General features: G+C 71.1%; 13 protein-coding genes and 3 pseudogenes. 8 read left to right on the forward strand and 8 right to left on the reverse strand.

Features of this window, described 5'->3' with window-relative positions; all coding sequences use genetic code 11:
• The first annotated feature begins 137 nt into the window (after positions 1 to 137).
• Positions 138 to 1,142 (forward strand): sugar ABC transporter substrate-binding protein, encoded by a 1,005-nt coding sequence (locus ABZ027_RS11390; protein ID WP_356766804.1) that lies wholly within the window; start codon positions 138 to 140, stop codon positions 1,140 to 1,142.
• A gap of 67 nt (positions 1,143 to 1,209) precedes the next feature.
• Here ABZ027_RS11390 and ABZ027_RS11395 read toward each other — a convergent pair whose 3' ends face one another.
• Positions 1,210 to 2,151, reverse strand: a complete 942-nt coding sequence (locus tag ABZ027_RS11395; protein ID WP_356766806.1) for an aldo/keto reductase — start codon at positions 2,149 to 2,151, stop codon at positions 1,210 to 1,212.
• A 46-nt stretch (positions 2,152 to 2,197) separates the two neighbouring features.
• Between ABZ027_RS11395 and ABZ027_RS11400 the strand changes: the two genes are divergently transcribed.
• A complete protein-coding gene (locus ABZ027_RS11400) occupies positions 2,198 to 4,690 on the forward strand; it encodes an aminotransferase class I/II-fold pyridoxal phosphate-dependent enzyme (RefSeq protein WP_356766808.1) in 2,493 nt (830 codons plus the stop codon).
• Between the two features lie 54 nt (positions 4,691 to 4,744).
• Here ABZ027_RS11400 and ABZ027_RS11405 read toward each other — a convergent pair whose 3' ends face one another.
• On the reverse strand, positions 4,745 to 5,770 hold the full coding sequence (locus ABZ027_RS11405) for a 6-phosphofructokinase (protein ID WP_356766810.1): 1,026 nt from the start codon (positions 5,768 to 5,770) through the stop codon (positions 4,745 to 4,747).
• A 172-nt stretch (positions 5,771 to 5,942) separates the two neighbouring features.
• Positions 5,943 to 7,588: pseudogene (locus tag ABZ027_RS11410) on the reverse strand (NAD-dependent malic enzyme).
• Between the two features lie 199 nt (positions 7,589 to 7,787).
• Here ABZ027_RS11410 and ABZ027_RS11415 point away from each other — a divergent pair.
• The 5 genes and pseudogenes from ABZ027_RS11415 to ABZ027_RS11435 form a co-directional block, all read left to right on the forward strand.
• Positions 7,788 to 9,023: pseudogene (locus ABZ027_RS11415) on the forward strand (SMI1/KNR4 family protein); the annotation flags it as partial.
• Between the two features lie 309 nt (positions 9,024 to 9,332).
• Positions 9,333 to 9,767: pseudogene (locus ABZ027_RS11420) on the forward strand (peroxiredoxin-like family protein); the annotation flags it as partial.
• Positions 9,768 to 9,985: 218 nt separating this feature from the next.
• Complete coding sequence (locus tag ABZ027_RS11425) at positions 9,986 to 10,519, forward strand: TerD family protein (RefSeq protein ID WP_356766812.1); 534 nt, start codon at positions 9,986 to 9,988, stop codon at positions 10,517 to 10,519.
• Between the two features lie 356 nt (positions 10,520 to 10,875).
• Entirely contained in the window at positions 10,876 to 12,102 is a 1,227-nt protein-coding gene (locus ABZ027_RS11430) for a hypothetical protein (protein WP_356766814.1), read from the forward strand.
• A gap of 382 nt (positions 12,103 to 12,484) precedes the next feature.
• Positions 12,485 to 13,867: an MFS transporter gene (locus ABZ027_RS11435; RefSeq protein WP_356766816.1), complete on the forward strand. Its 1,383-nt coding sequence runs from the start codon at positions 12,485 to 12,487 to the stop codon at positions 13,865 to 13,867.
• Positions 13,868 to 13,977: 110 nt separating this feature from the next.
• Here the strand turns inward: ABZ027_RS11435 and ABZ027_RS11440 are convergent, their stop codons facing one another.
• The 4 genes from ABZ027_RS11440 to lnt all read right to left on the reverse strand — a co-directional run bounded on the left by ABZ027_RS11440 (position 13,978) and on the right by lnt (position 19,292).
• Positions 13,978 to 15,894, reverse strand: a complete 1,917-nt coding sequence (locus tag ABZ027_RS11440; RefSeq protein ID WP_356766890.1) for a GAF domain-containing protein — start codon at positions 15,892 to 15,894, stop codon at positions 13,978 to 13,980.
• A gap of 384 nt (positions 15,895 to 16,278) precedes the next feature.
• A complete protein-coding gene (locus tag ABZ027_RS11445; protein ID WP_356766818.1) occupies positions 16,279 to 17,079 on the reverse strand; it encodes a 3-hydroxybutyrate dehydrogenase in 801 nt (266 codons plus the stop codon).
• A 54-nt stretch (positions 17,080 to 17,133) separates the two neighbouring features.
• Positions 17,134 to 17,613 carry an NUDIX domain-containing protein gene (locus ABZ027_RS11450; RefSeq protein ID WP_356766820.1) on the reverse strand — a complete coding sequence of 160 codons (480 nt, stop codon included), beginning with the start codon at positions 17,611 to 17,613 and terminating at the stop codon, positions 17,134 to 17,136.
• A gap of 68 nt (positions 17,614 to 17,681) precedes the next feature.
• Positions 17,682 to 19,292: an apolipoprotein N-acyltransferase gene (gene lnt, locus ABZ027_RS11455; protein WP_356766822.1), complete on the reverse strand. Its 1,611-nt coding sequence runs from the start codon at positions 19,290 to 19,292 to the stop codon at positions 17,682 to 17,684.
• Positions 19,293 to 19,518: 226 nt separating this feature from the next.
• On the opposite strand from lnt, the gene ABZ027_RS11460 reads away from it, so the two are divergent.
• Positions 19,519 to 20,595 carry a hypothetical protein gene (locus ABZ027_RS11460; RefSeq protein ID WP_356766824.1) on the forward strand — a complete coding sequence of 359 codons (1,077 nt, stop codon included), beginning with the start codon at positions 19,519 to 19,521 and terminating at the stop codon, positions 20,593 to 20,595.
• A 27-nt stretch (positions 20,596 to 20,622) separates the two neighbouring features.
• On the opposite strand, the gene ABZ027_RS11465 is transcribed toward ABZ027_RS11460, so the two are convergent.
• On the reverse strand, positions 20,623 to 21,159 hold the full coding sequence (locus ABZ027_RS11465; RefSeq protein ID WP_356766826.1) for a hypothetical protein: 537 nt from the start codon (positions 21,157 to 21,159) through the stop codon (positions 20,623 to 20,625).
• Positions 21,160 to 21,209: the final 50 nt, after the last annotated feature.

Genomic DNA, 21,209 nt, shown 5'->3' on the forward strand with positions numbered 1-21,209 from the left:
CGCGCATCCGGCCCGCCGACGACCGGCCCACCCTCCCGAAGGCAGCCCACCCTCCCCAAGCCGCTCCACCCCTCCCGAAGCCGTTCCACCCCATCCAGCACTAACCACCCTGACCAGCACAGTGAGGTGCGAGGGACATGCACAGACATCACAGATCCGTCATCCTGTCCGCGGTCGTCGTCGCCGGCGCCCTGCTCGCCACCGGCTGCTCCAGCAGCTCCGGCGGGAAGAAGTCCGAGGACGGCCCAGCCGCCGCTTCGGCGGGCAAGGCCTCCACTCCCCGCATGACCGTGGCCATGGTCACCCACGCCTCCCCCGGTGACACCTTCTGGGACCTCATCCGCAAGGGCGCCCAGGCCGCCGCCGCGAAGGACAACATCAAGCTCGTCTACTCCAGCGACCCCAACGCCGGAAACCAGGCCAACCTCGTACAGAACGCCATCGACCAGAAGGTCGACGGCATCGCCCTCACCGCCGCCAAGCCGGACGCCATGAAGGACGTGGTCGCCAAGGCGACGGCGGCCGGCATCCCGGTGGTCGGTTTCAACTCCGGGGTGGACGACTGGAAGAAGCTCGGCATGCTCGAGTACTTCGGCCAGGACGAGAACATCGCGGGCGAGGCTTTCGGCGAACGCCTCAACAAGCTGGGCGCCAAGCACGCCCTCTGCGTGATCCAGGAGCAGGGCCAGGTCGCGCTGGAGGCCCGCTGCGCCGGCCTGAAGAAGGGCTTCAGCGGCAAGACCGACATCCTCTACGTCAACGGCACCGACATGCCGTCCGTGAAGTCGACGATCACCGCCAAGCTCACTCAGGACTCCTCCATCGACCAGGTCGTCACCCTCGGCGCACCGATCGCGCTCACCGCCCTGCAGTCGCTGTCCGACTCGGGCAGCAAGGCCAAGGTCGCGACCTTCGACCTGAACAGGGAGCTGGTCAAGGCCGTCCAGGACGGCACCATCGAGTTCGCCGTCGACCAGCAGCCCTACCTTCAGGGCTACCTCGCCGTCGACTCCCTCTGGCTCTACCGGACCAACGGCAACGTCAGCGGCGGCGGCACCGCGCCCGTCCTCACCGGCCCGGCCTTCATCACCAAGGACAACGCCGACAGCGTCGCCGAGTTCGCCGCGAAGGGCACCCGGTGACGAGTGTGACCAGCGGGCTGAGCCGGCGGTGACCTCACCGCCGGCCAGCGGTACGTGGGTTGACGGGTCAGGCCGCGGAGTCGAGCCGTTCGCGCTGCTCGGCGGTCAACTCGAGTGACACTCCCGCGATCGCCTCGTCCAGCTGCTCGACCGTGCTGACGCCGACGATCGGCGTGGCAGCCGGGTTCCCCCCGGTCAGCCACGCCAACACCACCCGGTTGCGGTTGGTGCCGGTCTCGGCGGCGACCTCGTCGAGCGCCGCGAGGCGACGGGCCGTGCCGGGGTGGTCGTACTCCGTCGGCAGGGGCTTGTCCACGCGCGTGTAGCGGCCGCTGAGCAGCGGTGTGTAGGCCCACAGAGCCATGTCCGGGTGGTGCTCCAGGTAGTGGAGCACCTCGTCGGTGACCGCACCGAACCGGTGCACCACGGTGGGCCGGGTCGCGGGGCGCGGTTGCAGGTAGGTGTGATGCTGCTGCACCGCGGTGAAGCCGGCGCTGCCCTCGGCCCGCGCGATCTGACGGGCCCGCTCGATCTGCCAGACAGGGTAGTTGGAGCAGCCGAGACGGCCCACCGTGCCCGCGGACACCAACTCGTCGAGGGCGGCGACCGTCTCGTCCAGCGGCACGGCCGGATCCGGCTTGTGGGCCCAGTACAACTCGACGTGGTCCGTGCCGAGTCGGCGCAGGCTGCCCTCGATCCCGCTCTTGACGGCCCCGGCCGACAGACCTTCCGCCGTCTCCGGGAACCGGCCGGCCTCGGTCGGCTCGCAGCCCACCTTGGTGCTGATCCGGACGCGGTCACGGACGCCCGGACGGCTCGCCAGCCAGCGCCCGAGCAGGGTCTCGCTCTGCCCGCCGAAACCGGTCGGGTCCGCCCAGAACGAGTAGCAGTTTGCGGTGTCGATCCAGACGCCTCCGGCGTCCACGAAACGGTCGAGGAGCTCGTACGATCGGCGCTCGTCCTGAACCGTGCCGAACAGCATGGCGCCAAGAACCAGGTTTTCCGTCATGCGCCTGACGGTATGCGGATTCGGATCGGCGGTACGCTCCAATCTCGTGGCTGATTCCCAGACCAATCTCGCGTGGGCGACGCTGCTGGACGTCAGCCCACCGGAGCGCGGCCGGCGGCGCCTGCACGATCGTCTGGCTCACGCGCTGCGCACCTCGATCCGTGACGGCCGGCTGCCGGAGGGCGCCGCCGTGCCACCGAGCCGGGCGCTCGCCGAAGCGCTCGGCTGCTCCCGTTGGGTGGTGACGGAGGCGTACGGGCAGCTCGTCGCGGAGGGCTACCTCAGTGCCCGAGTGGGCTCGGCCACGCGCGTCTCGTGGTCACCGGACACCGCGCCGCGACAGTCTCGCGTGCGTCCCGCACCGGCGCGGGCCTCGATCCGGTACGACCTCGCGCCCGGCCTGCCGGACCTGCGGGCGTTTCCGCGCCGCCGCTGGGCGGAGGCGGTCAGAACGGTCACCGGCTCGGCCGTCCACTATGACCTGGGCCTGCCCGACCCCGCCGGACACGTGGTGCTGCGTACCACCGTCGCGCAGTACCTGCGGCGCTCGCGCGGCGCGGACACGCACACCGAGTCCGTGTCGGTGTGCGCCGGCGTCACCGACGGTCTGGTTCGCGCGTGCCGGGCGCTGCGTGCCGAGGGGATCGACGATCTGGCCGTGGAGGACCCGGGCTGGGGGCGACTGCGGGACGCCGCGACGAGCGCCGGCCTGCGCGTGCACCCGGTGCCGGTGGACCACGACGGCCTCCGCGTCGACGACCTCGCCCGTACTCCGGCCCGGGCCGTCGTCGTCGGCGCGGCGCACCAGTTCCCCACCGGCACGGTCCTGTCCCCGGCACGCCGGGCACGTCTGGTGCGCTGGGCCCGCGAGGTGGACGGTTTCGTCATCGAGGACGACTACGACGCCGAGTTCCGCTACGACCACCACCCGGTCGCGGTGATGCAGGGGATGGATCCGAGCCGGGTCCTGCTCCTCGGTTCGGTCAGCAAGACGCTGTCGCCGGCCCTGGGACTGGGCTGGCTGGTCGCTCCTGCCGCACTGACCTCGGCGCTGCGGGCAGCGAACCCCGTCGCCACCGCTCCACCGGTGCTGGACCAGCTCGCGCTCGCCACCTTCATCGACCGCGGGTGGTACGACGCCCATCTGCGCGCGTCGCGGCGGCGGTTCCGCTCCCGCCGCGACCTGCTGATACGGACGCTCGGCGCCCAGGTTCCGCAGGGCCGGGTCGCCGGCACCGCCGCCGGGTTGCACATCGTGCTCCATCTGCCGGACGTCACCGACACCCGCGAGGCGGTCCGGTCCGCGACCGCCGTCGGGCTGCGCCTGGCGGACCTCGACGACTACCGCATGGAGCCGTCGGTGAAGCGCGCGCTCGTCCTCGGGTACGCAACATCAGCGACACGGAGATCCCCCCGGCCGTGGCGCTGCTGGGTGCTGCGTTGCGTTCTGCCGTCCCGCGGCCCGGCTCGACGCCCGCGGGTGAGGGGGCGCGTTCGCTCGACCGGTGAGCGGGTAAGCCGGCGATGTGCGGTCGGGTCCCGGCAGCCGCGTCCTCTCCGGGCGCCGGAACGGCCCTGGTGGAACAGTGGGAGACGGGAGAGATGGGCCGGGTGGCGCCCGCGAGGTGCAGGCCGGGCGAAGGAGGCCGCGATGAGTCACCCTGTGCTGGCGGGTGTGGACGGGTCCGAACGCAGTTCGGCGGCGGCCGACTGGGCGGCCCGTGAGGCCGTCCTGCGTGGGGTTCCGCTGCTGCTGCTCCACGCCTCGGTGGCGCTTCCCGGGAGCACCGTGCCGGGCCCGGCACTGGACAGGCTGCGTCACGTGGGTGCGCGGATCCTCCAGCGGACGGTCGCCGACCTGTGCGAGCGCCACCCGCACCTCGACGTGCGGGGCGAGCAGGCCGACGACGCCCCGGCCGCGGCTCTCCTCGCCGCGGCACGCGAGGCCGAGCTGTTGGTCGTAGGTATGCGCGGAACGGGCGGTTTCCAGGGTCTCGCGGTCGGCTCGGTGGCCCTGCGGATGGCGGCTGCGGCCCCGTGCCCGGTCGTGTTGGTCCCCCACCGGCCCGGCACCTTCGGAGCAGGGATCCGCACGGCAGGCGACACCGGCCAGGTCATGCTGGGGTTCGACGCGCATCATCCGGTCGGTGAGGCCGCGGACTTCGCGTTCTGGGAGGCCGAGACACACACGGCGGGTCTGCGAGTGGTCCAGGCATGGGTCGTGCCCGCCGAATCCGTGTCACCGCGGATCCTGGTGGTGACCGAGGAGGACCGCGCGACCTGGGAGGACCAGGAAGTGTTGCGGCTCTCCGACTCCCTGCGCACGTGGGAGGACAAATATCCCCGGGTGACGGTCCGTACCGATGTCATGCTGCTTCACCCCGCGGAAGCGCTGCTGAACACGTCCCGGAGTGCGGACCTGCTCGTCGTGGGCCGCCGCACCGACCCCCGGGCGGCCGAAGGCCGACTGGGCCCGGTCACGCACGCCGTCCTGCATCACGCCCGCTGCCCGGTGGCGGTCGTACCCCATGCCGACTGACGGCTGCCGTGGTCGGGCCTGAGTGGGTGGCTGGGTGATCAGCGTCGGCCCCGGTCAGCCGAAGAACACCTCGAACTCGTCGTACAGCGACGGATCCACCACCTTGTTCTCCGCGGTGGCGTCGGCGAGGGGGTACCGGACGATCCGGGTGCTCTGCAGGGCGACCATGACGCCGAAGTCGCCGTCCTTGACCGCGTCGATGGCGTGCAGCCCGTAGCGGGTGGCCAGCCAGCGGTCGAAGGCGCTCGGGGTGCCGCCGCGCTGGACGTGCCCCAGGACCGTGGTGCGGGCGTCCTTGCCGGTACGGTCCGAGATCTCCCGGGCCAGCCATTCACCGATGCCGGACAGCCGCACATGACCGTACTCGTCCAGCGACTGGTCCTTGACGACCATCTGTCCCTCCTTGGGGGCGGCCCCCTCGGCCACCACGACGATCGGCGCATAGTTGATCTTGAACCGGCTCTTCACCTGCTCACAGACCTGATCGATGTCGAACGGCCGCTCCGGGATGAGGATCACGTTGGCGCCACCCGCGATGCCGGCGTGCAGGGCGATCCATCCGGAGTGCCGCCCCATCACCTCCACCACCAGGCTGCGCATGTGTGACTCGGCCGTGGTGTGGAGCCGGTCGATCGCCTCGGTGGCGATACCGACGGCGGTGTCGAAGCCGAAGGTGTAGTCGGTGCCCGAGACGTCGTTGTCGATGGTCTTCGGCACGCCGACCAGGCGGATCCCGTGCCGGCTCAGCTCGGTGGCCACGCCCAGCGTGTCCTCGCCGCCGATCACGACGAGCGCGTCCACGTCGTGCGTGGCGAGGGTGTCCTGCACGCGGCGCAGTCCGTCCTCGTGCTTGAACGGGTTGGTGCGGGAGGAGCCGAGGATGGTCCCGCCGCGGGGGAGGATCCCCCGCACGCCTGCGATGTCCAGCGGCCTGACGTCGCCCTGGAGCAGACCGAGCCAGCCGTCCCGCACGCCGACGAAGTCGAAGTCGTACTCCTGGACGCCTTTGCGTACGACGCTGCGGATCACGGCGTTGAGGCCGGGACAGTCACCGCCGCCGGTCAGCACTCCGACCTTCATGGGCTGCCTCCCATCCGCCGAACGCCCCCGTGCCTCCAGCGTCCCTCCGTTCGAACCGCAGTGGCCACTCGGCGGGCCAGGCCGCTGTGCGACGTCGGGCAGGGCGGCGTGTCCGGGCTGGTACCGCCTGCCTTCCGCTGCCCGCACCGAGCGCGGACGGCAGGCCTGGCGGTCACTGTACGTACCTGGGGCTCCACTGGGCCGCCTCGATGGCCGCGCGCAGTTCCTCCCGGGTGGCCTTCGGGGCGACGCCGTCTTCCACCGCCGCTGTCGCCGCGGCCAGCGCGATCTCCCGGGCCGCGTCCCGCATGTGCCGCAGCGGCGGCAGCAGCGGCGCGGGGGCGTCACTGTCATCCGGCGCGAACCGAGCGGCGCAGTCACCCACCGCGCGGGCGGCGGCCACCATCATCCGGTCCGTGACCCGGGTGGACCGGCACGCGGTGACCGCCAGGCCGATGGCAGGAAACACGTACACGTTGTTCGCCTGCGCGACCGGCATCTCACGACCGTCGACCGTGACGGGCGGGAACGGGGAGCCGGCGGCGACCAGCACCTTGCCGTCCGTCCAGCGCACCAGGTCAGCGGGGTCGGCCTCGGCGTGGGAAGTCGGGTTGGACAGCGGGAAGATCACCGGGCGGTCGCAGGAGGACGCCATCCGCCGCACGATCTCCTCCGTGAAGGCGCCATGCGCGGTGGACAGCCCGATCAGCACGGTCGGCTCCACCCGGTCCACCACCTCGGCAAGGCTGTACGACTCCTGTTCGTCGTCGCGGGCATACACCCGCTGTTCGTCGGTCAGGTCGTCACGGGCACCGGTCAGCAGCCCGTCGATGTCCACGAACCAGAAGCGGGAGACGGCCTCCTCCTCCGGCACGCCGTCGTCGACCAGAGCGACGCGGATCATGTCGGCCACGCCGACCGCGGCGGAGCCCGCGCCGAGGATCACGATCCGCTGGTCGGCCAGCCGGGTCCCCGCGACCCTGGTCGCCGTGGTCAGTGCGCCGAGCGCGACGGCGGCGGTGCCCTGGATGTCGTCGTTGAAGGTCAGCAGCCGGTCGCGGTAGCGGGTGAGGATTCGCCGGGCGTGCACCGTCGCGAAGTCCTCCCACTGCAGCAGCGTCCCCGGCAGCTCAGCCTCCACGGCCGCCACCAGCGCCTCCACCAGCTCGTCGTACTCGGCCCCGGTGACCCGGCGCTCGCGGCGGCCCAGGTAGTGCGGGTTGTTCAAAAGCTCCTCGTTGTCCGTCCCGGCGTCCAGCAGGATCGGCAGCGTACGCGCGGGATGGATGCCGCCGATCGCCGAGTAGAGGCTGAGCTTGCCGATCGGAATGCCCATGCCACCCACCCCCTGGTCGCCCAGGCCCAGGATGCGCTGGCCATCGGTGACGACGATCACGTCCACCTCGTCCTGCGGGCGGTTGCGCAGGATCTCCCGGAAGCGGTGCCGGTCCTCGTAGGAGAGGAACAGCCCGCGTGGGCGGCGGGGTAGATCTCGCTGAAGCGGCGGCACGCGTCGCCGACGGTCGGGGTGTAGACGACCGGCAGCATCTCCTCCAGGTGGCGGGTGACCAGTCGATGGAACAGCACCTCGTTGGTGTCCTGGAGCTGGCGCAGGTAGATGTGCCGGTTCAGCGGCTTGTCGTAGCCGAGGAACGCCTCATACGCCCTGTCGGCCTGGTCGTCCAGGGTCTCCACGGCAGGTGGCAGCAGCCCGTCGAGGCCGAGCTCTGCCCGCTCCGCCGCGCTGAACGCGGTCCCCTTGTTACGCAGAGGGTCGTACAGAAGTGCGGAGCCTTGGCGGGAATCGTTCGCTGTCATGCCGTCTCGCCTGCCCCGCATACTGGGGCGCTCACGCCCAAGCCACGGGAAAGGCATCGGCAAGGAACGGTCACACTGCCGCCGCCCTCTGCCGGACGCGGACCCGACCACTCAGCACCCGCGCCGCCTCCTTCAGATCGAATCGTCGGCGGCGGCAGGCAGAGGAGCGCTGTCAGTGGTGGGTGGCAACATCGGACGCATGACGGACACCACGGCATTCGACTGGCGGTCCTTCCTGCTCAGGTGGAGCGGGGAGTGGGCGGATTCCCTGCCGGACGGCGAGACCCAGAGTGAGGACGACGAGGCCGCACGGCGGGCACGGTGGCTGGGGTTCCCGTCCGCGTCCGCGGAGCGGATCGCAGCCATGGAGGAGCGCCTCGGTCTACGGATGCCCCCGTCGTACCGGGAGTTCCTCAAGGTCAGCGACGGGTGGCGGCACGCGGGCGGGTTCGTGCGGCTGCTGGCGGGGACGGAGGACGCGCGCTGGCACAACGACGAGTCGGGGCTCGGGGTCATGTTCGAGGAGGACCTGGACGAGGATGCCGGGCCCGAGGAGCGGCGGGAGGCGGACATCTGGCGGCGCGGACTGCAGCTCGACGTCGAGTCCGACGCCACATATGTCCTGATGGACCCCGAGGACGTTGACGAGGACGGCGAGTGGGCCGTTTACACCTGGGCGAGCTGGCGGGCCGCACCACCCGAGCGGCACTCGAACTTCCTCGAGTTCATGCGGGACATGCACCGGGAGTTCCACAGCCTGCGGGCGCACCGGAGCGACACGGAGCCGGTGTTCGCCAACGACACGACACGGGAGCTGGACGCCCAGGTGGAGGAGGCCCGGCTGGAGGCGGTGCGCGGTGGCTGGGAACGGGCCGTCAAGGCGCTGGACGAGGCCAAGGAGTACGGCCGGCCGCGCGCCGCCGGGCTGGGCGACCAGATACGCCGCCTGCTCGGACAGACCTACATGGTCTACTTCGGCGGCCTGGTGACGGACCCGCAGTACGCGCCGGAGCTGCTGCCGCCGCTGGTCGCCGAGCAAGCAGCGCACTCGTACCGGGACGACTCCACGCTGCGGTTCCATCTGGTTGGCGCTGACGACGACCTGGTGTCACTGGCTTACGCGACGCTGGATCAGGTCAGGGATGGCACGTACCGGTACACCGCGGCCGGACCGTTCGGGGAAGCGGTCGAGCGGGCGCGTGAGCTGGCGCGGCGGGGAGACCCCGACGAGGCGTGGCGGACACTGATGAATGCTCTGCCCTTGTGGAAGCCGCTGGGGCCGGATCACCTGGCGCCGCTGGGGTGGGTGGCCGACCCGGTGCTCGGGCCGCTGCTCACCCCGGAGCGGGGCCGCGAGCTGCTGTCCACGCCCAGAGGCGGGCAAGTGGGCGACGCGCCGAGGCCGACGGACGGGCTCGACCCGGGCGACCTGGCGTGACTCGCGCAGCCGGACCCGGGAGTCGGGCGTGTGGAAGAAGGGCCGGAGTGAGATCCAGTCGGCGTCAGGGCTCAGGCGGCGCGGTCCCGCGGCTGGTGCACGGCGACACGGGACGCGCCCCCGTGCGGATCGCGAACCCTGGTACCTCGTAGCCCGATGCCGCCGCCCGTGCGAGCCTCGCTCAGCACGGACAGCTCGGGTTCATCCGGGAATAGGCGGTGCAACGGCCGCACGATCAGGCAGGTGAGCACGGAAAAGGGGCGGGGTGCCCGTGGCGGGCGCCCGCCAATCTGTTCACGACCGGCCCCCGTCGTCCTGACCTTCAACCGGGGCGCCTGGTGCCCGTACTGCAACATCGCCCTGCGCGCCCTCCAGCAGCACCATGACGAAATAACCGCACGCGGCGCTCGCCTCGTCGCCGTCTCCCCCCAAGTCCCCGACGAGCCCCTCTCCCTGGCCGAGAAGCACGAGCTCGCCTTCAGCGTCCTCAGCGACATCGGCTCTGACACCGCCAAGCAGTACGGCCTCGCCTTCGACCTCCCTGACGACCTCGCAACCGTCTACGACAAGCTCGGCTTCGACCTCCAGCGCGTCAACGGAGGACACCCGCGAACCCTGCCGCTGCCCGCTGCCTACGTCATCGACCGCGAGGGTGTCGTCCGCTGGGCCTTCATCGACACGGACTACACCAAGCGCGCCGAACCCGCCGACATCCTGGCCGCCCTCGATGCCCTGGGCTGAGTGCCGGTCCGAGCCTGCATGGTCCCGACGGTGGGCCCGACGACAGTGGCGGCCTGCGACGCACCGTCGCCACGTCCTCCCGGAGGGCTCTTTCGACGGGGCCTCTCATGGAACTGGTGGCGTGAGCCGTCCGAAGCTTCAACAGGATCACCGACGGCCATACTTGCTCATGCGGGCGCCTTCGCGTGATGGCGTGAAATGAGAGAGGCAGCAATTCGGTGAGCAGCGACAGCCCTGAAGTCGGGAAGGTCGAGGTACGGCTCAAATGGGACCCGAGCCCCTGGGACCGGCCACCCCATCATCTCGACATCATCGCCACCACCTATTCGGTGGACGCCCCCTTCGGGCGGCCGGTGTACGTCGTCCACTTCGACAGCCGCTCACCGGACGGCACCATCAACATGAGCCGACACAGCCAGACCGGACAGGGCCTCGGCTACGTGGAAGCGATGACCCTGGAGCTCGATCGCCTCGCACTCTCCTTCTCACGGGTGGTGGTGGGTGTGGCGATCCACCAGAACAACGGCCACAAAACTTTCGGTGACATATCGAACGCCGGCGTTCTGGTTGTCGAGAAGTACAGGGAGCTACTGAAGGACGACTTCGCACAGCTCGCCCGAAACACCGCCGCGACAGTCGCGGAGTTCACCAGGGACGCCTCCGGAACGTGGGAGTTCCACCAGAGTGTCCGAGGATTCGACAGCGACCCCGTGACCTTCACCGCCGAGATGGGCAGCACCCCACAGCCCTGACCAAGCAGCAGCGCAGGACCGCTCCCGGCGCGGCTCACATCGCCGGCGGCCGGCCGAACTCCGGGACGAATGGGGGTACGACTGCGACCGCCGACGGCGCAAACTCCCGCCTCACCAGCGCGCGTTCATCGGCCGGGGATACCTGCGAGAGGTGCCCGCTCAAGGTGCTGCACGAGACCGATCAAGGGTGGCAGGCGCGCCGCAGGCCGGACCGCCACCGAGTTCTCCTGGGCGAACGGCAGTTCTTACGAGAAGCTGACGCGCGACCGAAACACTCTTCATTCCCTCCGCCCCACAGGCAACTCTGGCTCTGCACGTCACCGACGGCGGTGGCGACGAGGTACGAGGAGTCAGGCGTGAGCAGGCATACCAGGCGCAGGTCGAAGTCGCAGGTCCGGATGACCATTGCCGGGGCAGGCCTCCTCGCGTCGGCGGCGGTCGTGACGACGGTGGCTATCGCCTCGGCGGGGGAAGTCCCCCACGCGTACGACGGTGCGACGACGAAGAGCGCCAAGGCGGGAGCCGACCACGCCGTCTTCGTACAGGGCAACGAGCTCGCCGGAAACACCATCCACGTCTTCAAGCGCGACGAGGGCGGAAAGCTCACCGCCGCAGGCGCCTACCTAACCGGCGGCAAGGGCGGCGACCAGGTCGACGCACCCACCGACTCGCTGGCCTCCCAGGGCTCACTCGTCTACGACCGCAGCTCGCATCTGCTGTTGGCAGTCAACGCGGGCAGCGGCACCGTGACCTCGTTCCGGGTCGAGGGACAGAAACTGACCGACCGGCGGGTGATGCGCTCGGGCGGGGACTTCCCCTCGTCCATCGCGGTGTCCGGCAACCTCGCCTATGTCATGAACGCGGGAGGCGCGGGCAACGTCCAGGGCTTCCAGATCACGGCCTCCGGACTCGAACCGCTGGGCGGTTCTTATCGCTCACTTGGGCTGAAGAACGGCAAGGTGCCGTTGTTCAGCAGCTCGCCCGGCCAGATCGCGTTCACCCCGGGTGGCCATGAACTGGTCGTCACCACGAAGTCGGCCGACACCATCGAGGTGTTCCCGATGCGGCGCGACGGACGCCCCGCACACCGGGCGAAGGTCAACAACTCGGCCGGCGGCGTGCCGTTCGCGATCACCTTCGACAGAGCGGGCCGGATGCTGGTCGCCGAAGCCGAGAAATCGACGGTCAGTACGTACAAGGTGCGCGCCGACGGCAGCCTCAAGGTCGTCCAGAGGCCCCTGGCCAACGGTCAGAACACGCTGTGCTGGCTGGAGCGCGCAGGCGACTTCATCTACGGCGGCAACACCGGCAACTCAACCGTCACCGGCTACCGCACCGACCGGCACGGCAGGCTCGCGCTCACCAACAAGACCGGCATCGCCACGCCACCGTCAGCCATGTCCCAGGGCGTCATCGACCTGGCCGTGACACAGGACGAGAAGTTCCTGTACGTCCAGAACGCGACCTCCGGCACCATCGACGGCTTCCGCATCGGCAGGAACGGATCTCTCACCAAGGTCACCACGGCCACCGGACTGCCCCCCTTCGCCGAGTCCGGCATGGAGGGCATGGCCGCGGTGTAAAGAAGCGGCCACCGCGGCCCGGCGCCTTCGAGAGACTCCTCTCGGGGGCGCCGAACCCGTTCCGATGCAGCAAGGGGTGCGCGACACCGGTCACCGTGCCCACGCGGCACGCAGATGTCCGAGTTCAAACGGAGCGGGGTCAGCACCAAGTCAGCACGGGAACAGCACCGCACCATCAAATCGCCGCGAACCACGCGTCCCGGACGGCATTCGTTTCGACCGCCTTCGAGCCCCTGAGCCGCCCCTCTACGTGCAGGCATGGTGGTCGCACGCATAGCCAGCCCCCGAACTATGTCGCCCCGCCACATGTGCGCCTGACCTGCGTGTTTCTACCGTGTGCCGACACGTACCCGTCCCCATTGCACCCGAGGAAGTGGCGTCCATGGCCTCCGCAGCACCCGCTCCCCCGCCACCCGCGAGCCTCCCCCGGATCGTCGCGGCCAGCCTCATCGGCACCACCATCGAGTGGTACGACTTCTTCCTCTACGGCTCCGCGGCCGCCCTCGTCTTCAACAGGCTGTTCTTCCCGGACTCGGACCCGCTGGTCGGCACGCTGCTGTCGTTTCTGACGTACGCCGTCGGGTTCGCCGCCCGCCCGCTGGGCGCACTGGTCTTCGGGCACTACGGCGACCGGCTGGGCCGGAAGAAACTGCTGGTGCTGAGCCTGGTGCTGATGGGCGGGGCGACCTTCGCGATCGGGCTGCTGCCGACGCACGCCACGGTCGGTACCGCCGCTCCCGTGCTGCTGACCCTGCTGCGGCTGGTGCAGGGCTTCGCGCTGGGCGGCGAGTGGGGCGGAGCGGTACTGCTGGTGTCCGAGCACGGGGACGCGCGACGACGCGGCTTCTGGGCCTCCTGGCCGCAGACCGGCGCGCCCGCGGGCCAACTCCTCGCCACCGGCGTGCTGTCCCTGCTGACCGCGGTGCTGTCGGACGACGCGTTCGGCAGTTGGGGCTGGCGCATCCCGTTCCTGCTCTCCGGTGTGCTGGTGATCGTCGGTTTGTGGATTCGTCTGTCTGTCGATGAATCGCCGGTCTTCAAGCAGGCGTTGGCACAGGCCGAAGCCCGTAAGGCGACGCGGGCGGAGGCCGAGAAGCTGCCGCTCGTCTCCGTTTTGAAGCATCACTGGCGTGATGTGCTGGTGGCGATGGGCGCCCGCATGGCGGAGAACATCAGCTACTACGTCATCACCGCGTTCATCCTGGTCTACGCCACCACGTCGGCCGGGGTGTCCAAGCAGACCGCGCTCAACGCCGTGTTGATCGCGTCGGCCGTGCACTTCGCGGTGATCCCGGCCTGGGGCGCCCTGTCGGACCGGGTGGGCCGTCGTCCCGTCTACCTGCTGGGCGCGGTCGGCGTCGGCCTGTGGATGTTCCCGTTCTTCTCGCTCATCGACACCGGCGGCTTCGGCAACCTGATCCTCGCGGTGACGGTCGGCCTGGTGCTGCACGGGGCGATGTACGCGCCCCAGGCCGCCTTCTTCTCGGAGATGTTCGCGACCCGGATGCGCTACTCCGGGGCTTCCATCGGCGCCCAGTTCGCCTCGGTCGCGGCCGGAGCGCCCGCGCCCCTGATCGCCACCGCGCTGCTGGCCGACTACGACAGCTCCACCCCCATCGCGCTGTACGTCATCGCAGCGGCCGTCCTCACCGTCGTCGCCGTGGGCGTGGCCAAGGAGACCCGTCACCGGGACCTGACCGATGGGGAGCCCTCCGCGGACACGGAGCCCGCCACCACCAGGACAGCGGACACCCCCGCGCTCTGAGCTCCCGCCGCCGCCTCCACCCGGCTCGGACCGTCGAGTCGGAGCCGTGCACGGCAGGTGCGAGCCAGGAAGGTCCGATCCCCGCCCCCGTACGTCCGTGTGTACGGGGGTCAGCGCCGTCCGGCCCCTGACAACCGGTGGAGCCTCAGGGCGAGTTGTATCTCCAGGGCTCGGGCGGGGCTCTGCCAGTCGTCACCGAGGAGGCGGGCGACCCGCTCCAACCGCTGAGCGACCGTGTTCACATGGACGTGCAGTTCGTCCTTGGTGCGGGCCGGGCTCATCCCGCACGCGAAGTAGGCGTCGAGGGTACGCACCAGGTCGGTGCCGCGCCGTTCGTCGTACCCGACGACCCGGCCGATCGTACGGTCGACGAAGCCCGCGATGTCCCGGTCCCCGGCCAGCAGGAGGCCCAGGAAGCCGAAGTCCTCCGCGGCGGCCCCGTCACCGGAGCGCCCGAGCAGTCGTAGGGCGTCGAGACAGCGTCGGCCTTCCTCGTAGGCGGCGGCCACGGCGTCCGGGTGGGTGGCGAGTTCCTCGACGGGGGCGGAGGCTCCGACGGTGACCGACTCGTGCACGGCGGCGCCGAGGTGGCGGGCCGTGTGGCGGGCCACCTCCGTCGCTGTGGCGCCGGGCTCCAGGGGCAGCAGCAGGACGGTACCGCCGTCGCGGGCGGCGGCCAGGCCGTGCCGGGTCGCGGCGAGGTGGGACGCGGCGGACCAGAGACGTCGGCGGGCGGCCGCCTCCTGGTCGGCGTCGGCCGCCCTGCTGTCCAGGCGCGCGGCGAGCACCACATGGGTGGCGTCGAGATCGGCGGACAGCCGGGAGGCCCGCTCGCGCAGCAACCGTGGGTCGCGGTCCCGGGCGTCCAACAGGTCGTCCAGCAGCTCGCCGCGCACCCGCTGTTCGGCCTCGGCGGCGGAGCGTCGGGCGAGCAGCAGCAGCGAGGTGACCATGGCCGCGCGCTCCAGGGTGCGTTGGTCGACGGGGTCCAGCCCCGGGTGGCCGCGCAGCACCAGCGCGCCGAGCAGTTCACCGCCGGCGGACACCGCGGCGATCCAGTCGTCCGCGTGCCGCACCGCGTGTCCCTCGGCCCGGGACACCTCCACGGCCCGGGCGGGTGCCGCGGCGGGCTCGGTGAACTCGACCGTGCCGTCCAGGACTTCGGAGACGGCGGCGGCCACGTCGTGGACTCCACCGCCGCGCAGGACGAGTTCGGCGAGCCGGTCGTGAACGTCCGAGGCCCGCTCGATGACCCCGCTGCGGTCCCTGATGATCTCGTTGGCGCGCTCCAGGCCCCCGAGCGCCGAACGGGTCTCGGTGAGGAGGTTCGCGGTGTCGATGGCGGCGGCGGCCAGCGCCGCGAAGGAGCCGAGCAGAGCGATCTGCTCCCGCTCGAAGACCCGGGCCCGCCGGTCCGCCGCGAACAGGACCCCGATCACATGGGGCCCGAGCGTCAGCGGTACGCCGAGGATGGCGACCAGGCCCTCGTCGCGCACGCCGGCGTCGATGACGAGGGTGTGCTGGAAGCGTTCGTCCTTGAAGTAGTCGTCGGTGACGTACGGCCGGGCCGTCTGAGCGACGAGGCCGCCGAGTCCCTCTCCCATTCCCAGGCGCAACTGCTGGAAGCGGGCCGCGACCGAGCCCTCGGTGACCCGCATGTAGGTGTCACCACGCGCCGGGTCGTTGAGACTGAGGTACGCGACGTCCGTGCCGAGCAGCGAGCGGGCGCGCTGCACGATCGCCCGCAGGACCGCGTCCAGGTCGCGCAGCCCGGCCAGGTCGTGGGCGGTCTCGAAGAGCGCGGACAGCTCGGCCTCCCGTCGACGTCTGCCCTCCAGCTCCGAGCGGACGCGCAGCGCGAGTGGTTTGACGGCCTCCAGGGCGGCGATCTCCGCGGCCGGCCGCCCTTCGGCGCGGGCGATCAGCACCGGCTGCTCATAGGCGTCGGCGGACGCGCCCCGGGCGAGCAGTTCCAGGAACGGCGCTTCGGCGCTGCGGGGCGCGCCCGCGTCGCCGCTGTCGGACATGGGCGACTCGTCGCTGTCGGCCACCGGCGACTCACCGCCGCCGGTCACCGGCGTGGCGGCGCCCACGCCGTCGAGGCCCGGCGCCTCGGGACCGTCGCTCGGCACGCTCCCGCCCGGCCCGCTGTCGCCGGGCCCGCCGTCGGCCGAGGCATGGGCGGCCGACCCATGGACAGCCGCCCCATGGACAGCCGCCGCATGGGCAGCCGACCCGGGGGCTGCCGACGCCTCGGGGGCGGGCGCGGCGGCGGCCGGTGCGGCGGCACCGCCGGTACCGGCGCGTTCGACGGACTGCACGTGTTCGCGGGACATGCTCACAGGATTCCCCATCGTCCGGCCGTCCGTTCCGCCCTGTGGAAAACTCCGCGGGCGACCGTGCTGGACAGCTCAGTGGGCGGTCCAGCCGCCGTCGAGAACGAGCGAGGTACCGGTCACGAAGGAGGCGTGCGGGCCGCACAGGTAGGCCACCGCCTCGGCGACCTCCTCCGGCTCGATCAGTCGCTTGACGGCACTGTCCTGCAGCAGCACCTCGGACAGCACGCGTTCCTCGGGGATGCCGTGTGCCCGGGCCTGGTCGGCGAGCTGGGTCTCGACCAGTGGCGTGCGCACATAGGCCGGGTTCACACAGTTCGAGGTAACACCATGGGGTGCGCCCTCCAGGGCCGCCGTCTTGGACAGCCCCTCCAGACCGTGCTTGGCGATCACATAGGCCGACTTGTAGGCCGAGGCACGCAGACCGTGGACGGAGGACACGTTCACGATGCGGCCCCATCCCTGCCCGTACATGTGGGGCAGGGCACCGCGGATGAGCCGGAAGGGCGCCTCCAGCATCACGGTGAGCATGGTGTGGAAGACCTCGGGCGGGAACTCCTCGATGGGGCGCACCAGTTGCAGACCGGCGTTGTTGACGAGGACGTCGGTGCCCGCGGCGACGAGTTCGGCGGCGTCCAGATCGGTGAGGTCGAGCACGTGCGCCTCGACGGTGCCCGCGAGGTCCCGACTCTGGGCGGCGAGCGTCTCCAGACCGGCGCCGTCCCGGTCGACCGCTCTCACCTTCGCCCCGGCGGCGGCGAGCCGCACAGCGCAGGCGCGGCCGATGCCGCCGGCCGCACCGGTGACGAGGGCGGTGCGGCCGCCGAGGTCGAGCGTGGAGGAGTGGGGCCCCGGGAGGGCACTACGAGCGGTCATGGCCCGACCCTAGACAGCACCAGACTCCCGCCCCATATGGTCACCACCCATACTTCACTCGGAACTCGTAGGGTCGAACCATGTGGGGGCGTCCGACTGGGCCTGCTTGATCCTTTGCAGCGAGAACCCGTTCAGCTCGGGCAGTGCGTCCACGGCGAACCAGCCCACGTCCAGCGACTCGTCGTCGTTGACCCATGCCTCCCCGCTGACGGCACGACAGCGGAAGGAGGTGTCCATGTACTGGCACACGTCGCCGTTGTCATAGGTGACGGGCTTGAGCGCCTGTACGACGATCACCCGCTCCACCACACAGACGACCCCCGTCTCCTCCTCGACCTCCCGCACGGCACACGCCGCCGGCTGCTCGCCCGGCTCCGGGATACCGCCGATCAGCGCCCAGTTGCCGGTGTCCGAGCGGCGGTTGAGCAGCACTCGGCCCTCGTCGTCGAAGACGACAGCGCTGACGCCCGGCAGCCAGAGCAACTGGTGGCCGATGGATGTCCGGAGCGTACGGATGAAGTCAGGAGTAGCCATGGCCCCGACCCTAACGGGCCGGTCTCGTCACTTCGGTGATCTTCACTGGGTGTGCGCCGGGCGTACGGCTACACCTCACCGGCGCGCCGACGGCGCACACCGGCGCCGATCACCCAGCCGAGTCCACCGGCGGCGACCAGCACCAGGGCGATCTCCGGCAGGATGCCCAGCCGTGTGGCGGGCGTCTGCGAGGAGCGCAGCGGAACCTTCTGGACCAGTGAGTCGGCCACGAACATGCCGGTCTTCTGGGTGATCCTGCCGTCCGGCATGATGATCGCGCTGACCCCGCTGGTCACCGGGACGGAGACGGTCCGGCTGTGCTCGACGGCACGCACCCGGGACATGGCGAGCTGCTGGTAGGTCATCTCGCTGCGGTCGAAGGTGGCGTTGTTGCTGGGGACGGAGATCATCTGTGCGCCGTCGGTGACCTCGGAGCGCACGGCCCAGTCGAACGCGGCCTCATAGCAGGTGACCAGGCCGACCTTGGCGCCGTCCATGTCGAACACGCCCGGCTCGCTGCCCCGGCTGAAGTCCTGGCGGACCATGGAGGTCCAGTTCTTGTTGATCGCCCCGATGAGCGAGCGCAGCGGCAGGTACTCGCCGAAGGGTTGGATCTGCCGCTTGTCGTACGTGTCGCCGGGCCCCTTCACCGGGTCCCACAGGATCTGCTCGTTGTAGAGCTTGCCGTCGCGTTCGACGACTCCGCCGACCGAGATCGGTACGCCGATCGCCTTGGCCGCCTGGTCGATGACGGCGGCCGCGTCGGCGTTGGCGAACGGGTCGATGTCGGAGGAGTTCTCCGGCCACAGGACGAAGTCGGGCCTGGCCACCTTGCCGGCCTTGACCTCGGCGGCCAGCCGTTCCGTCTCGCGGGCGTGATAGTCGAGCACAGCCCGCCGCTGGGCGTTGAACTCCAGTCCGGCGCGGGGCACGTTGCCCTGGATGACGGCGACGGTCGCGGTGCCGTCCTCGGCCTTGTCGCTGACCAGTGGCCGGGCGGCCACCGCGGCCAGCACCGGCACCGCGACGCTCAGCACGGCGACGGCCGCCGCCGACCGGCGGACCACCCGGGTACGCCGTGCCGCCATCGCCAGCCGCACGATCTCGTAGAGGCCGAAGCCGCACAGGACGACGGCGAAGCCGAGGACCGGGGTGCCGCCCACCGCGGCGAGCGGCAGGAACACGCCGTCCGCCTGACCGAACGCGATCTTGCCCCAGGGGAAGCCGTGGAAGGGCACACGTGCGCGTGCCGCCTCTCCGGCGATCCACACCGCGGCTGCCCACAGGGGCCAGCCGGGCAGCTTCGACACCGCTGCGACGCCGGCGCCGACCAGCGCGACGAAGACCGCCTCGATGACCACCAGCGCGAGCCAGGGACCGGGACCGACCTCCACGCCGGTCCACACCAGCAACGGCAGCAGGAAGCCGAGGCCGAAGAGGTAGCCGAGACCCAGGCCCGCCTTCCAGCCGCGCCCGCGCAGCACCCACCCGAAGACGGCGAAGGCCGGCAGGGCCAGCCACCACAGGGTGCGCGGCGGGAAACTGACGTAGAGCAGCACTCCGGAGAGCGCGGCGGCGGCGGCCGGAACGAGTCGCAGCAGTCGCGCCCTGATTGATGCGGGCGCGGTCGGCGGCCTTACCTGGTCCGACTCGTCCACGGAGGTTGCGGTGACGGTCACTGTGGGAGTCTACGGCGGCCGAGCTCGGCGTCGACAGCGCGGTCCGTCCCGCTCGCGGCAGCGAAACGTTCCCGCGTAAATCGGTCCCACTTGTCCACAAACCGCCCATCAGCGGTTACGGTGTGCCCCAGTCTTCGTTCGTACGGGCCGGTAACGCCCGGCACGTCCGGGGGCGACGCAGGTCGGGGGCGACCGGGGTTCGGGGGGCGGGGTGGGTTCCACGGGGATGACGTCTGCGGTCGGTCCGCAGTCGACGGCGGGCGACGAGGACAGACGAAACGGCTCCGACGCGGCGGGCGTCGTGATCCTGGGGGCCTGTGCGGCCTGGGCCCTGATCACGGCGGCCGTCCACGGTGGCCGCCCGGAGGGTGTGCTGCTCGCGATCCTGGCGGTGGCCGCCGGATATGCCGCGGGACGGATCTGCGGGGCCCTGCTGCCGGTCGCCGCGCCGAGTGCCTGGGCCCTGGCCGGGCTCGGCCTCACGGTGGGGCTGCCGCGTCTCTCCCCCGGGCCCGAGATCATCACCCCGCTCGGGGACGCGGGTGGGGTGGCCGCGCTGCTGGCCCTGTCCACCGGTGCCGCGTGCTGTGCCGCCTGGGCCACCGAGGCCCTCGTCCCGAGGGTGGCCCTGCGGACGCTGGCGGCAGGGATCGCGGTGGTCGCGGCCCTGCTCGGCTCGGTCGGCGGGTTCGCCGCGTGCGTCGGGGTGCTGCTGTGGTCACTCGTCGCGGGCCGGATCCGTCACCGCGGTCCCGCTCTCGTCGGCCTGGCCCTGTCCGCGTTCCTGGTGGCGGGCCTGACCTGGGCGGTCGCCGGTGGCGCGGTGCCGGGCCGGTTCGGCGGCGCGCTGGAGAGCCGACTGACCCCGCACCGGGTCGGGTTGTGGCACGACGCCCTGGACATGGCGCGCGGGCAGGGGGCTGTCGGGGTGGGCCCTGGTCGTTTCGGCGAGCTCAGCGGGACGGCGACCCGGACGCTGCTGTCCGACGGCAAGCCGCATTCGGCGCCGTTGCAGCAGGCGGCCGAACAGGGAGTCGTGGGCGTGACGCTGTTGGCCGCGGCCTTCTGCTGGATGCTGTACGCACTGTGGCGCACCCGGCGTCCCACGCCGGTCGCGCTGACCGCGGGGGCGGCGCTGACGGCGGTGGCGGCGATCGCCTGCCTGGGCAACGCGCTGAGCTTCACCACGGTGACGGTCGCGGCGGGGCTGTTGGCGGGACTGGCCACGGCCCGTCCGCTGGCCGACGAGTCGGCCCGGCGTGAGACGGACGTACGCCCTCGCGGCGACCGGCCGAACCCGTGAACCCGTGAACCCCGGTGCGGCGTGCGTTCAGCGCGCGGCGCTGGACCGTAGCCGGTCCTTGATGACGCGTACCGCCGCTTCGGCGTCGTCCACGGTGACGGTGAACGTGTGGCCGTCCCACAGTTGCAGCACCACGCCCTCGCCCCGGCGTACGACGACCGCGGTGCCCTTCTCGGGTCGCCAGCGGTAACCCCAGCCTCCCCAGTGGCGGGGAGTGACGTGCGGGTCGAACTCGGCGCCGGCGACATGCGCCAGCGGGATCCGGCGGCGCGGCACACCGATGTGGCCGCAGCGCACCTCCAGGGAATCCGTGTCGACCTTCAGGGCGACGTGCACGAAGGCGAGAGTGCCGAAGAGGACCAGCAGTCCGGCCGCGATGCAGCCGACGACGGACATCACGAGCGGAGCGATGCCGGACGTCCACGTGGAGTCGACGGCCAGTTCGATGCCGAGCGCCAGGCAGGCGGCGCCGCCGAGTGCCAGCAGCCACTGGAACCGGTTGGAGGCGCGCCCGGTCCAGACGTCGGGATGTGGGGTGTGCTCACCGTGGGGGTGGTCCCTCATGGCTATGAGAGTACTCAGGTTTCGCTGCGCCGCCAGCTCGTCGCTCAGAG

The organism is Streptomyces sp. NPDC006332 (genome assembly GCF_040612855.1).
In the GTDB taxonomy this organism is placed as follows: domain Bacteria; phylum Actinomycetota; class Actinomycetes; order Streptomycetales; family Streptomycetaceae; genus Streptomyces.